This is a genomic window from Streptomyces sp. NPDC093149, assembly GCF_044754145.1.
Classification (GTDB): Bacteria; Actinomycetota; Actinomycetes; order Streptomycetales; family Streptomycetaceae; genus Streptomyces.
In genome coordinates this window covers 149,744-163,571 of the sequence record NZ_JBIVON010000011.1, presented here as the reverse complement: position 1 = coordinate 163,571, position 13,828 = coordinate 149,744, and the positions used below count along the sequence as shown (strand labels likewise).

At 68.9% G+C, this 13,828-nt stretch carries 10 protein-coding genes; 5 read left to right on the top strand and 5 right to left on the bottom strand.

Features of this window, described 5'->3' with window-relative positions:
* Positions 1-86: 86 nt before the first annotated feature.
* Positions 87-1,277 carry a cytochrome P450 gene (locus tag ACIQCZ_RS29640; protein ID WP_402286483.1) on the top strand — a complete coding sequence of 397 codons (1,191 nt, stop codon included), beginning with the start codon at positions 87-89 and terminating at the stop codon, positions 1,275-1,277.
* Positions 1,278-1,418: 141 nt separating this feature from the next.
* Here ACIQCZ_RS29640 and ACIQCZ_RS29635 read toward each other — a convergent pair whose 3' ends face one another.
* From ACIQCZ_RS29635 to ACIQCZ_RS29625, 3 genes are all read right to left on the bottom strand, one after another.
* A complete protein-coding gene (locus ACIQCZ_RS29635; RefSeq protein WP_402286481.1) occupies positions 1,419-2,333 on the bottom strand; it encodes a phytanoyl-CoA dioxygenase family protein in 915 nt (304 codons plus the stop codon).
* A gap of 128 nt (positions 2,334-2,461) precedes the next feature.
* Positions 2,462-2,725: a DUF397 domain-containing protein gene (locus ACIQCZ_RS29630; protein WP_402286479.1), complete on the bottom strand. Its 264-nt coding sequence runs from the start codon at positions 2,723-2,725 to the stop codon at positions 2,462-2,464.
* Entirely contained in the window at positions 2,722-3,543 is an 822-nt protein-coding gene (locus ACIQCZ_RS29625; RefSeq protein ID WP_402286478.1) for a helix-turn-helix domain-containing protein, read from the bottom strand. Before ACIQCZ_RS29625 ends, ACIQCZ_RS29630 begins: the two co-directional genes overlap by 4 nt.
* Positions 3,544-3,644: 101 nt before the next feature.
* On the opposite strand from ACIQCZ_RS29625, the gene ACIQCZ_RS29620 reads away from it, so the two are divergent.
* Positions 3,645-4,109 carry an ATP-binding protein gene (locus ACIQCZ_RS29620; RefSeq protein ID WP_402286476.1) on the top strand — a complete coding sequence of 155 codons (465 nt, stop codon included), beginning with the start codon at positions 3,645-3,647 and terminating at the stop codon, positions 4,107-4,109.
* 530 nt (positions 4,110-4,639) lie between these two features.
* The gene (locus ACIQCZ_RS29615) at positions 4,640-6,229 is read left to right on the top strand and encodes an ABC transporter substrate-binding protein (protein WP_402286473.1); all 1,590 of its coding nucleotides are present in this window, start codon (positions 4,640-4,642) and stop codon (positions 6,227-6,229) included.
* A gap of 327 nt (positions 6,230-6,556) precedes the next feature.
* On the opposite strand, the gene ACIQCZ_RS29610 is transcribed toward ACIQCZ_RS29615, so the two are convergent.
* Positions 6,557-7,552 carry a GlxA family transcriptional regulator gene (locus tag ACIQCZ_RS29610; protein WP_402286471.1) on the bottom strand — a complete coding sequence of 332 codons (996 nt, stop codon included), beginning with the start codon at positions 7,550-7,552 and terminating at the stop codon, positions 6,557-6,559.
* A gap of 95 nt (positions 7,553-7,647) precedes the next feature.
* Positions 7,648-8,472 carry a S1 family peptidase gene (locus ACIQCZ_RS29605; RefSeq protein WP_402286468.1) on the bottom strand — a complete coding sequence of 275 codons (825 nt, stop codon included), beginning with the start codon at positions 8,470-8,472 and terminating at the stop codon, positions 7,648-7,650.
* A gap of 159 nt (positions 8,473-8,631) precedes the next feature.
* Between ACIQCZ_RS29605 and ACIQCZ_RS29600 the strand changes: the two genes are divergently transcribed.
* Positions 8,632-9,699 (top strand): GlxA family transcriptional regulator, encoded by a 1,068-nt coding sequence (locus ACIQCZ_RS29600; RefSeq protein WP_402286466.1) that lies wholly within the window; start codon positions 8,632-8,634, stop codon positions 9,697-9,699.
* A gap of 188 nt (positions 9,700-9,887) precedes the next feature.
* Positions 9,888-13,760 (top strand): endo-alpha-N-acetylgalactosaminidase family protein, encoded by a 3,873-nt coding sequence (locus ACIQCZ_RS29595; protein WP_402286463.1) that lies wholly within the window; start codon positions 9,888-9,890, stop codon positions 13,758-13,760.
* Positions 13,761-13,828 lie beyond the last annotated feature (68 nt).

The following is a 13,828-nucleotide window of genomic DNA, read 5'->3' as shown; positions in this document are numbered from 1 at the left end:
GCATTTCCGATGATTGACGGTTTTCCGAATGCAACGTAGCTTTCGGCATCTGTCAAGCATGTGATGTCGCGAGATGAGGCATGGTCATGAGCGAATCCCTCCACACCGTCAGGACGCTGCCGGCGGAGCGTCGGCCCGGCTGCCCCTTCGACCCGCCGGCAGAGCTGATCGACGCACGTCGGCACGGCCCCATCAGCCGTTACAACCACCCCGGCGGAAAGCCCGGCTGGCTGATCACTGGATACGACCTGGTCAGGTCGGTCCTGGCCGACTCGCGCTTCAGCTCGCGCAAGGAGCTCCTGAACGTGGTCGACTTCGAGATCCCTCCGGCGCCGCCCGGCGAGTTCCTCCTCATGGACGAACCGCAGCACGGGCGCTACCGGAAACCACTGGTGGGCAAGTTCACCGCACGGCGGATGCGCGTGCTCACCGAACGCATCGAGCAGATCACCGCCGACTGCCTGGACGCCATGGAGAGGACCGGGCCGCCGACGGACCTGGTGACCGCGTTCGCCAAGCCCATCCCCACCATCATCATCTGTGAGCTGCTGGGGGTGCCGTATCGGGACCGGGACTCCTTCCAGGAGCAGATCGACACGTTCATGAGCGGGGAGACGACCGACGAGGCTCTGATAGCGGCCTACACCGCGACCCAGGACTACCTCGCACAGCTGGTGGCCGCCAAGCGTGCGAACCCCACCGACGATGTGCTCAGCGAACTCGCCGACAGCGACCTGACCGACGAGGAGCTGCAGGGGATCAGCCTGATCCTGCTGGCGGCCGGGTTCGACACCACAGCGAACATGCTGTCCCTCGGCACCTTCGCGCTGCTGCAGAACCCGGCGCAACTGGCCGCACTGCGCGCCGACCCCGCGCTCACCGACCAGGCCGTGGAAGAGCTGCTGCGGTATCTGAGCGTCGCCAAGACGTTCATGAGGACGGCACTGGTGGATGTCGAGGTGGGCGGCCGGACCATCGAGGCCGGAACAACGGTCGTCCTGTCGTACAACACCGCCAACCGTGACCCCGAGCGCTTCGCCGATCCCCACGTGCTCGACCTCCGCCGGCAGGACGGCGGGCACCTGGCCTTCGGCCACGGCATCCACCTGTGCCTGGGCCAGCAGCTGGCCCGCATCGAGATGCGGGTCGCGTTCTCCGCACTGCTCAACCGCTTCCCCACGCTGCGCCTGGCCGTACCGGCTGAAGAAGTCGGCCTGCGCCCGGAGACCGCGGACATCTACGGGGTCAAGAGCCTTCCGGTCACCTGGGACGTATGACCGCGAGAGCCGGTGACGGTTGAGGCCGCGTACGCTCGCCCGTCACTGTTGTGATTGCTCGCCTGCGGTGATCGGCGATGGCTGCGCTCACGTCCGCGCCGGCCTCGCCGATATGGCCATGCGATGCGATGCGGTAGGGGGTCAGCCAGGCCTGCGCCAAGGTGTGAGGTCGAGCCCTGGATATCGCAGCGCCATCCCGGCCAGCGTCTCCGGTGTCCAGTAGGGATGCCCAGGCGGCGGGAACCCGAATGCCTGGAGCTGGCGCGAGGTGGCCCGCTCGACGAACGTGAACCAGTCCCGCTGTGGGGCGGCGTAGGCCCAGCCCCGGCGCTGACCCCAATGGACCCCGGAGGGGCGGAAGTTCAGATGCATGGTGTAGCGGGCGCCGCGCGGCGCGGTCATGGCCGTTGCGCGATGGACGGTGCCGATCTCGAAGGCGACGACTGTCCCGGCGGGACCGGCTGCGGACACCTGCGCTCCGTACAGGTGCGGGCTTCCGCTGTCGTCATGGAAGCGGCTCTTGCTTTCGAGGCCGGGCCGCAGATACCTGTCGGGCACGGCAGGGAGGTCGGCCGTGTGTTTCCGGGAGACAAAGTGCGCCGGGCCGAGTTCCTCGGGTACGTCGGCCAGGTACACGAACATTTCCAGCTGGCGGAAGCCGGGCGCGGTGCTGGGCACCAGGAGGGTGTGGCCCAGGTAGTCGCGGTGCAGGTCCTGGTCGTAGTCGCTGGCTCCGGCGTACTTCGCCCAGGCCTCAGCCCCGTAGATCTGGAAGCCGTCGTCTTCCAGCAGTGTCTCGGCGAGCGTCAGGATCCGGTGGTTCACAGCCAGCAGGCTGATCTCCGTGCTGGCGAACGGGAAGTAGTCGATCCCGGCGAACTGGTCGCCGATGAAGCGCTCGCGTCGCGCATCGGTCGCGTCGTGGAACCCCTCGGCGGACGGGAAGAGCAGGTCCAGTTCGCCCGCCGCGGGCTCCAGCTCATCGGCTGGGATGAAGCCAGGGAGGATGACGAAGCCGTCTTCACGCCACGCTTGCGCCGCTTCTTCGAGGTCCATCGGACCAGAATCATGAGGTGGGTTGACGCATGCAAGCGGTTTGCCTGCCCGAAGTGCCCGTCTGTGGAAGTCAGTTGGTCAATTCGAACCCGAGCCGGAACCGCTGAAAGGCGGGGCGGGTGTCCGCCTCAGGCCGTAGCACCGAGGAAGGCGGCCCAGGCGGCGGGGGGAACGGTGAGGACGGGGCCGTCGGTGACCTTGGAGTCACGGATGTGGACGGCGGCGGGGTGGGCGGACACCTCGACGCAGGCACCTCCCTGGTCGCTGCTGTAGCTGGACTTGCGCCAGTCGTAGGCGACTTCGAGGCAGTTACCGCCTTCACTCGCGCTGTAGCTGGACTTGAACCAGTCGAGGGTGGTCGAGGAGGGGTCCGGGTGTGCTGCGCGGGTCATGTCTCTCCAAGCAGTTCGTCCAGTAGGCGGGCGCTCTGCTCGACGGAGAGCGCCTGCGAACGCAGCATCCCATACTTCTGCTGGAGCACGCTGACGTCGTCTGGGTCCTCATGGAGGTAGCTGGTCAGCTGCCCCTCCACGTAGGCGAGGTGGTCGTGATGAGGGGTCTCCAGTAGCACCATCGGCCCCGCGAGCCCGGCGTGCTTCGGGAGCCTGATCGGCATGATCTGAAGCCCGAGGAAAGGGAGTTCCATGCATTGCCGCAGATGCCGGATCTGCTCCCGGAGCATGGCGGGGTTCCCGATCTGGCTGCGCAGAATGCTCTCCTCCAGCACGAAGTGCAGCATGGGGCGGGGTCTGCGTTCGAGGAGCTTCTGTCGGTCGAGTCGGCCCGCCACCCACTCCTCCCGCTCGTCCTCTTCGAGAGGCGGATAGAGGCAGGAGAAGACGAACCGGATGTACTCCTCCGTCTGGAGCAACCCGGGCACTACCTGGTTCTCGTACCAGAGCAGTGTCACTGCCTCCTGCTCGTACTCAACGAAGTCCTGGACGAACGCCGGGAACCGCTCCTTCTGCGGCACTTTCGAAACCGCGACCTGCAACACCCCCTTCGTGTCCAGCAATTCGTCCAGTTGAGCCGCAAAGTCCACCTGCAGTGGCCTGCGTCCCTGTTCGATCGACGCGATCGTGTCCTCACCCACGCAGCACCGGTCGGCCAGTGCCGCCTGTGTCATCCGGGCCGCCTTGCGGAACGTCGCCAGCTGGGCGCCGATCAGGTGCCAGGACGTGATCCGCTTGTTCTTCTTCGCCGAGTGCATGGGCTGCCTCTCCCCGTCGTGAATCCCGGATGACCCGTCAGAGCCCGTACAACTGCGTTGTACGACCCGACGCGCTGATCAACGCTAGTGACTTTGGCTGCGTGAACGAACCAACTCAACTCCCCCGCTTCCGGGAGGCGTTCCACCGCAGGGAACGCCGTTCTGTGCCGCTCGTACGGCAGTTCGTGCGCGAGGCGCTCGTCGACTGGGCGTGCGAGTCCCGTGCCGACGACGTATTGCTCTGTGTGAGCGAACTCGTCACCAACGCCCTGCTGCACGGCGTCCCGCCCGGTCGCGGTTTCCGTGTCCACCTCCACCTGGAGCCGGCCGACGGCGTCCTGTGCGTCGAGGTCCACGACAGCGGCGACGGGGAGGTGTGCCCCGACGCGGCGGACCCGGCTCCCGATGCGGAGGGCGGGCGCGGGCTGCTGCTGGTGGCGGCGCTCGCCGACAAGTGGGGTGTGGGGGAGCGGGATCCCGGCAAGGTGGTGTGGTGCGAGTTCGTGGTGCGTGGACCGGATCCGTGCCCGGAGCCGTACGGGCTCGCCGGTGTGCTCTCCGGATGAGGTGACACGGTCGTCCCCCGAGGCCTCCGGCGGTCGGCCGGTCTCTCGCCGCAGGTGGAGGATTCCTGCTGTCCGACCTATTCGGCCGACAGTTGCTGCAATAGGGGATTAATGCCGACCGGGCCGAAGTGGCTGTCGTCGCACAATGAATACCTCACTGTCTCTCTCGGCCCGGCTTGTCTTCCTTGTCGCGTACCGATATCGGGCATCCCGGGCCGACGGTGCCGAAGGCCGGAAGATTTCCCCGCCGCGCGGTTTGCCGCCGGGCCGGGCGGTGTACTACTGGGTTGTTCGACGCGCCACAAGATCGACCACGACCTGTCCACCGCCGTTCATTTCTTGTAATGTTCCTGCCAGTCACCGCGCGTAGAATTCCTGTTGGACACCGAGTCCTGACAGGTAGTCGTTCCGCACCTCCGCGCCCGGACTGCCGCCAGTGCTGGACGGTCGTGGTGTTTGCAGTTGTTCCTGACCTGATCCGGTTGTCAGGGGGCACCCGTACGGCCGGCCGAGAGTATGAGGCACGTTCTGTGAAGGTTCGTACGAGGTGGTCGAGCATCCTCATCGCCGGGGGATTAGTGATGGCGCTGCTGACAGGCTGCGGCTCCGACGATCAGATCTTTGCATTCGACAGCAAGGAGAAGATGGTCGTCGGGATGTCCGACGGAATTCTTGCGACAGATCCGGCCGCGGGGTACGACCCCGGGTCCTGGCTGTTGTTCAACAATGTCTTCCAGTCCTTGTTGAGCTTCCCGCCCGGGGCTTCCATACCTGTGCCGGAGGCCGCCAAGAACTGCGGCTTCTCGGACGGCAGCAGGACCTACACCTGCACTTTGCGTGACGGGTTGAAGTTCAGCAACGGCCACAGCCTCACATCGGAGGACGTCAAATACTCCTTCGACCGGGCAATCGAAATCAATGACCCGGCGGGCCCGGCGCCGTTGCTCTCCACCATTTCGGCGATCAGTGCCCCGGACGAAAAGACCGTCGTCTTCCGTCTCAAGGTTCCCGACGCCATCTTTCCCAGCAAGATCGCATCGGGTGCCGGCTCCATCGTGGACCACAGGGTCTATCCCAAGGACAGGCTGCTTCAGGGCGGCAAGGCGGTTGGTTCCGGTCCCTACATGCTGGATTCGATCGACAAGTCGAAGGCCGAATTCTCGGTCTATTCCGGCTACCACGGAACGGCCGAGGTGAAGAACAGCGGCGTGACGTTGAAACTCTTCCGAGGCGACCAGCAGGCCCTCAAGTCGTCCCTGGAGAAGGGTGATGTCGACATCGCCTACCGTGGCCTCACCGCCAAGGCGATAGCCGCCCTGGACATGTCGCCCGCCGCGGAGAAGAACGGCATCGAGGTCGTCCAGGGTGACAGCGCCGAGGTCCAGCACATGGTCTTCAACATGGCCGACCCCGTGGTCGGCAAGCTCGGTGTGCGCAAGGCCATCGCCTACCTCGTCGACCGCAACTCCCTGGTCAGCAAGGTCTACCAGTCCACGGCGGCGCCGCTCTACTCGATCATCCCGGCCGGCATCACCGGCCACGGCACCTCCTTCTTCGACACCTACGGCGACAGCGCGCAGCCTCAACGCGCGAAGGACGCACTGGAAGCCTCCGGTATCACCGACAAGGTGAAACTCACCCTGTGGTCCACGCCGAGCCGTTACGGGCCCGCCACGGACGACGAGCTGCAGACCATCGCCGATCAGCTCAACAAGAGCGGTCTGTTCGAGGCGAAGATGAAGTCCGTCCCGTTCGACCAGTACGAGAAGGACATCGCCGAAGGAAAGTACGGGATCTACGTCAAGGGGTGGGTGCCGGACTATCCCGACCCCGACAATTTCACTCAGCCGTTCTTCGGCAAGGGCAATGTCTTGTCGAACAATTACGAGAACAGTGAGATAACCAAGCGGATCATCCCGCAGACTTCGTCCGTGACCGACCGCTCGAACACCCGGGAGGAGTTCGGCAAACTGCAGGACATCGTGGCGGAGCAACTGCCGCTCCTGCCGCTGTGGCAGGGAAAGCAGTACGCGGTCGCGCACGAGAACGTCCGGGGCCTGCAGAACTGCCTGGACACGTCGACGGTCTTCCGGTTCTGGGAACTCGGCACCGCACCGTGAGCCCGGCTGTCCCGCAGGGCTGACGCCAAGTCTGTCGGGTCGGTGATTTCTCCGGTGGGAGGGGTGTGCCCGCGGGGGCGGCGGTTCTCGTCGGTAGCGCGTCAGTGGCTAAGGGCTGTCCCGTAATCCATGGTGGATCAGCGCGCGGCGTCGGATGCGGTGCATCGCAAAGCGGAGGAACGTCCGCATACTGGACGTATGCGGACGTTCCGGCAACTCGGCGAGGTGCCGTAGCTGTCGTCGCGCGCCCGCCTGGGATTACGGGACAGCCCTTACCCACGCCGTCGCCCTCGTGAGCGGGTCGGTGATCGGCCCCGGCCTGCGTTCTCAGTCCCCACGCCCGGAGATTCTTGCGCCGGGATTCGCCGGGCGTGCCGCCCCGGTGCCCGTGCGGTAGGCCCGTGGTGTGGTGCCCGTCAGCCGGGAGAAGTGGTGGCGCAGGCTCGCCGGGGAGGCGAAGCCGGACAGTGCCGCCACCCGGTCCACCTTCTCGTCGGTGGTCTCCAGCAACTCTCGGGCCCGCTCCAGTCTCCGCCGCAGGAGGTACTGCGGCGGGCTGACGCCGGTCCGCGCGTGGAAGCGCCGGTTGAGGCTGCTGACACTGATACCGGCGTGCGCGGCGATGTCCGCGGGCGTCAGCGGGAGGTGCAGTCGGGCCTCCAGCCAGCGCAGTGTCGGCTCGATGCCCGAACTCACCGTGAGTTCGCGGTCGATCGTCTCCTGGACGCGGTCCGCGTGCGTCAGGAGCGGGGTGAGAAGCTCCCGGGAGGTCTCGCCGGCCAGCCGTTCGCCGTGGTCCTGGGCCAGCACATGCAGGCAGACGTCCATGCCGCCGAAGATCCCGGCCGAGGTGAGGAACGGGCCGTCGGCCACGACCGTGCCGACCGGATCGACCTCGGTACGGGGGTGGAGCCGGGCCAGTTCCCCGATGTGGCGCCAGCCGGTCGTGGCACGGCGGCCGTCGAGGAGACCGGTGGCCGCGAGGGTGAACACCCCTGTTCCGACGGCGCCGATGCGACAGCCCCGTGCGGCGGCGGCCCGGAGCGCCGCGAGCACCTCGGGCGCGGGCTCGTCGCGGGGGCCGTCGTCGTCCTGGCCGGGTACCAGGACGGTATCCGCGTCGGCGAGGCCGTCGAGTCCCCACGGGACGGAGATCCGGAGCGGGGCGGGTGAACCCAGGGTGGTGAGGCCGGGCGCGGCGCAGAGCCGCACCTCGTAGGCGGCGTCGGGGTGGCCGGCCGCGGCTGTTGTGAACACCAGGCCGGGGGTGGTGAGGTGGTGTCCGGGCAGCCCGTCGGGCACGAGCACGGCGATCACGGACATGTGTCAGAGGGTAGCGGCGGGGGAGGGGAACGGAGGGGCGCCCGGACCGCTCGGGAGCGGGCGCCCCGGGGCGGCCGGATGACCGCCCGGCCGGGTCAGCGGTGCGTGTGGATCGTCTTGTGGATCCAGCCGGCGTACGCGGGAACGGCGGTGTACATGCCGGGGCCGGTGGAGCAGGTCGGGTCGGTGTCCCCGTCGCCCGATGTGGCGCCGACCAGTTCCCAGCGCCCGTCCCGGCCGCGCTGGAGCTGCGGGCCGCCGGAGTCGCCGAAGCAGGCCATGGCGCCCGGCACCTGGCTGACGGTGCAGATCCGGGTCCTGTCGGCGCGGCCGGGCGAGCACTCGTCCACGGCCCCGATACGGGTGTTCAGTTCCTGGAGCCGGTCCGGGAACACCGCTTTGGTGAGGTCGTCCGTGTTGAGGACGGTGCCGAAGCCGAGCAGCCGCGTCGGGGTGCCGGGGCGGCCCACCGCGTCGGCGATACGGATGGGCTTCTGCGCGACCGGGCGGTCCAGCTCGACCAGTGCGATGTCGTTCGTGCTGGGCTCGGTGACGTAGCTGTAGTCGGGGTGGGGGATCATCCGCTTGATGCCGCGCACGGTGCCGCCGGACGTGCGGTGGTCGGACCCGACGCGGACGGTGCCGTCCACCATCTCCGGGTTGACGCAGTGGGCCGCCGTCACCAGCCAGCGCGGGCTGATCAGCGTTGCGCCGCACTGGGCGTGTACGTCGATTTCCTTGATCGTCTGCGGGATCGTCGCCATGAACGGGTAACGCTCCGTGGAGTCCTTCCCGTTGACGACGGCGTCGGCGCTGCCGGTCATGGCCGCGACGCAGGCCGTCGCGGCCAGGGCGACGGCGGCGAGCCGTGCCGCACGCCGGGACCGCGGACCGTGGGAGAGAGAACTGCGGTTGAGCATGGGTGATTCCTTCGTTCCGATGCGCGTCGTACGCGTGATGGATGGGCGAAGCCGACCTCCGGGCGTCCCCTCGCTTCCGGTGCCGCGCACCACCCATCCTCCGTACCGGCCCCGCCCGGAAAAAGCGGTCCCGATGTCACCCTCGGCTAAATTCTGGACATGCCAGTGATCGCCGTCCTCGCGCTCGACGGGGTGCCGGGCCATGAACTCACCGGGCCGGGCATGTGTTTCGGCACAGCCGCCCGGTATCACCCCCATGTCGCGTACGAGCTGCGGTACTGCGCCGCCCCCGGCTTCCGCGGGACCGGCTCCCCGGCGCCCTTCCGCATCGATACGCCCTGGGGCCTGGAAGGGCTGGAGGACGCCGACACCGTCCTGCTCCCCGGGCACGCGGGTTTCCGCGCCGAACCCCCGCCCGAGCTCGCCGACGCCCTGCGGGCCGCCGCGGACCGGGGAGCCCGCATCGGCGCGATCGGCACGGGGACGTTCACCCTCGCCGCCACCGGTCTCCTCGACGGACGCCGGGCGGCCACCGGCCGACCGCACGCGGCGGAGCTGGCGAGGCGTCATCCCCGTATCGACGTCGACCCCGAGGGCTCGGTCGTGGACGCGGACCCCTTCCACACCGCGGCCGGAGTGCTCGGCGGCCTCGACCTCTGCCTGCACCTGATCACCCTGGACCACGGTGACCCGGTCGCGATCGAGACCGAGCGGCAGGTCTTCCTGCAGCTCCACGCACCCGCCGGCGCCGAGGAGGACACGGGCCCCGTGACCTCTCCCACCGCGACCCGTCACCGGGCCGGCCCGCACAGCCTCGGGCCCACGATCCGCTGGATGGAAGCCCACCTCGACCACCCGCTGACGCTGAAGGACATCGCCGACCACGCGGGGCTCACCGTCCGTGGACTGAACCGGCGCTTCCGGGCCGAGACAGGGCTCTCCCCGCTCCAGTACCTGCTGCGCGCCCGTGTCCAGGCGGCACAGCGCCTGCTGGAGCGCGGGGACGAGCCGGTCGAGCGCATCACCACCCGCACCGGACTGGGCACGCCCGCCAACCTGCGCCACCACTTCCAGCACCACACGGGCACCAGCCCGCGCATCTACCGCACCGCCTTCCGCTCCCTGGTGGCCACCCTGACCTGGGCGGACGGCAAGGATGCCGACCCGGCACCCCCCGACGGGCCGAGCGGCGCCGCCGACCGCCGTGCGGCGAACCGCCCCGCCTGACCCGTCCCGTTCCCCGACGGCCCGCCACCACGCCGCGGGCGGCGGACACGTACGGCCCGGCGCACGACAGCGAGCGCACCAGGCCGTTACCGCCCACTTGGACTTACGCACGGCGGTTGTTGGACTGGAGCGGCCCGAGCCGCCACACGTCGTTGACGGTGTCCGGCCACGGGCACTACGCAGAGCACATGTCACGAAGATTCACTTCGGCGGGCGCTGTCGCCGCCGCCTCAGCCGCCGTCCTGGCGCTGGTGGGGACCGCGCTCCCCGCCGACGCCGCCGCCCCGTCACCCGCCGCAGTCGAGTCGGCCGTGCCCGCGGACGCCACCGTCATCCAGTCCGCGCAGCTCTCGGTCGCCGTCGCCGACGACTTCCCCCGCGTCCTGGCGTACACCGACAAGGCGAGTGGCAGCCGACTGCTCGGCAGTACGCAGCCGGTCACCGCCGTCACCCTGAACGGCACCGCGCACCCCGTGAAGCTCAAGGGCTCGCCCACGGTCACAGGCTCGGTCGCCCGCTACACCCTGACCTTCACCGACCTGCCCGGCATCGAGATCGACGCCTCGCTCTCCGTCTCCGGACGCGCCACCACCTTCAAGGTCACGGCCGTCCGCGACACCGAGGCGTTCCGCGTCGGCACCATCGACATACCCGGCCACGACCTGGTCTCCGTCGGCTCCACGGACACCGGCGCCGCCACCGCCTTCACCCGGCTGGACAACGACTCGACGAAGACCGCCGACGTCTTCGCCCCGGTCACCGCGGACACCGCGCCCGACAAGGCACCGGCCGGAGCCTCGTACGCGATCGTCAACACCGGCTCCCTCGCGGCGGCCGTCGAGTCCAACTCCTCGTACGACAAGCCCTCCGGTGCCACCGGCGGTGACGACGCCCGGTTCTGGCACCAGGCACGCAAGGCGGACGACGGCAGTGTCCGGGTCGGGGTCTGGTCCGGACAGTGGACCTACCGCGGCGACGGCGCGCCGAAGCCCGAGAGCGGGGACGACCTCCCCTGGGCGAAGGTCGTCGTCACGCCCGACGCCAACGGCGACAAGAAGGTCGACTGGCAGGACGGAGCCGTCGCGTTCCGCTCCATCGGCATCAAGGCGCCCGGCAGCGAGGACACCCCGGACCGGGTCATCACCCACATCCCGTTCAACTTCGCCAGCCAGGCCACCCACCCCTTCCTGCGGACCCTGGACGACGTCAAGCGGATCTCGCTGTCCACGGACGGCCTCGGGCAGCTGGCCCTCCTCAAGGGGTACGCCTCCGAGGGGCACGACTCCGCCCACCCCGATTACGGCGGCGACTACAACAAGCGCGCCGGCGGGCTGAAGGACCTCAACGAGCTCCTCAAGGACGGCAAGAAGTGGGGCGCCACCTTCGGCGTCCACGTCAACGCCACCGAGGCGTACCCGGAGGCCAGGGCGTTCGACGAGCAGCTCGTCGACAAGACCAGGCCGGGCTGGAACTGGCTGGGCCAGAGCTACTACATCGACCAGCGCCGCGACATCAACAGCGGCGACCTGGCCAAGCGCTTCCAGCAGTTGCGCGACGAGACCGACCGCAATCTGAGCTTCCTCTACATCGACGTCTACTACACGCACGGCTGGATCGCCGACAAGACCCTCCAGGCCGTGCAGAAGCAGGGCTGGAACGTCGGCAGCGAATGGTCCGACAAGTTCGAGCGCGGCACCCTGTGGTCGCACTGGGCCAATGACCTCGACTACGGCGGGCCCACCAACAAGGGCCTCAACTCGAAGATCATCCGCTTCATCCGCAACGGCGAGCGGGACACCTGGAACAACGACCCGGTCCTCGGCCAGACCGCCATCGACGAGTTCGAGGGCTGGACCGGCGAGACCGACTGGAACGCCTTCTACGACAACATCTGGCAGCGCGACCTGCCCGCCAAGTACGCCCAGCAGCAGAAGATCATCCGCTGGGACGGCAACGACATCACCTTCACCGGAGACGTCCGGGGCACGGTCGAGGACGGCAAGCGGACCTTCTACGACCACGGCCGCAAGGTCCTCAGCGGCACCGACTACCTGCTGCCGTGGGACGGCGGCAAGAAGCTCTACCACTACAGCAGGTCCGGTGGCACCAGCACGTGGGCCGTGCCGTCCAAGGGCACGTACACCGTCTACGAGCTCACCGACAACGGGCGCGTCAAGACCGGCACGGTCAAGCCCGTCGACGGCAAGATCACGCTGACCGCCGAGGCCGGACAGCCCTACGTCCTCTACCCGGACCGGGCGCCGAAGGCCGCCGACGTCCAGTGGGGCCAGGGCACCCCGGTCGACGACCCCGGCTTCAACGACAACGGGCTGAGGGCCTGGTCGAAGACCGGAACCGTCGCCCGTGACACCGACGACAAGGGCCGCAACAGCGCCGCGCTCTCCGGCGGTTCCACCGCGGCGCTCTCGCAGCGCATCGACGGCCTCGAACCCGGCAAGCGCTACACCGCGTCCGCGCTCATCGAGGTCCAGCCCGGAAAGACCCGGCACACGACGCTCTCGATCGGCGGCCGGTCCGTCGCCGTGGACCGCTCCACCGCGAAGGACTACGTCGCCGCGTCCGACTGGCACGGCACGTACTTCCAGCGTGCCAAGGTCAACTTCACCGCCCCCGCGAACGGCCGCGCCACGTTCCGTATCGAGGCGGCGGCGGGCAGCACGGCGACGGTACGCGCCGACGACGTACGGATCGTCGCCAACGCCCCGGCGACCAGGAAGAACACGGTCGTGTACGAGGACTTCGAGGACGTCGACCAGGGCTGGGGCCCCTTCCTCAAAGGCGACGCGGGCGGCTCCACCGACCCCCGGACCGTCATCTCCCAGCTGCACGCCCCGTACACCCAGGCCGGCTGGAACGGAAAGCTCGTCGACGACGTGATCGGCGGCAAGGAGTCCCTCAAGGCCCACGAGGAGAACGGCGGACTCGTCTACCGCACCGCGCCCTGGACCGTGCCGATGACCGACGGCCACCGGTACAAGGTGGAGTACGACTACCAGTCCAGCCACGCCGGGGCGTACGAGTGGGTCGACGGCTACGACCGGATCACGGCCGAAGGCAAGCCGAGCTCGGTCGAGACCCGCGCCACCCCCATCGGACAGCAGCGCACCACCGGCCACTTCTCCGAGACCGTCACCGCGGGCTGCGGCGACACCTGGACCGGGCTGCGCAAGCGCGGCGACGCGCCCGACGGCGCCGACTTCGTCCTCGACGCGTTCACCGTGACCGATCTCGGCCCGGCCCCGGCCGGTGAGATCGCCGCCTGCGGCACGCTGGCCGTCGACGCGGGCGCCGAGACCCTGGAGCCGGGCGCGGCCAACACCGTCAAGGCGAGCTTCACCAACTACGAGGCCACCGCGGCCACCGGCGTCGCGCTGAGCCTGACCGTCCCCCAGGGCTGGAAGGCGGAGCCCGCGGGCGCCGTCGCCTTCGACTCGGTCGCGGCGGGCGCCCAGGTCACCGGCAGCTGGCGGGTCACCCCGCCGGTGGACGTCAAGTACCAGACCTACGGCCTGAGTTCCGAGGTGTCGTACACGGTCGGCGGCGCACGCCGCACGCTCGGCGCGCAGACCTCCGTACGGACCCTGCCGCCGCCGCCCACCACCGACAGCTGGGCCAGCGATCTCGACTGGACGGCCGCCGAGAACGGCTGGGGCCCCGTCGAGCGGGACCTCTCCAACGGTGAGCAGGGCAGCGGCGACGGGACCCCGCTCACCATCGGCGGCACCGTCTACACCAAGGGCCTCGGCAGCCATGCCCCGGCGAGGATCCGCTACTACCTGGGCGGCCGGTGCACCAGCTTCACCGCCCAGGTGGGCGTGGACGACGTACAGACGTCACGCGGCAGCGTGCAGTTCAGCGTCACGGCTGACGGCACCGAGAAGGTGAAGTCACCGGTCCTGAAGGCGGCCGACAACGCCTGGCCGCTCACGGCGGACGTCACCGGTGCCAAGTACGTCGAACTCGTCGTCGGCGACGGCGGGGACGGCAACGGCAACGACCACGCGGACTGGGGTGACGCCCGCTTCCATTGCGGTAGTTGAGATCGCAGGATGCGGGGTGGGTACGCACCGTGCGCACCCACCCCGCATCCCGCGTGCGATGGCGTACC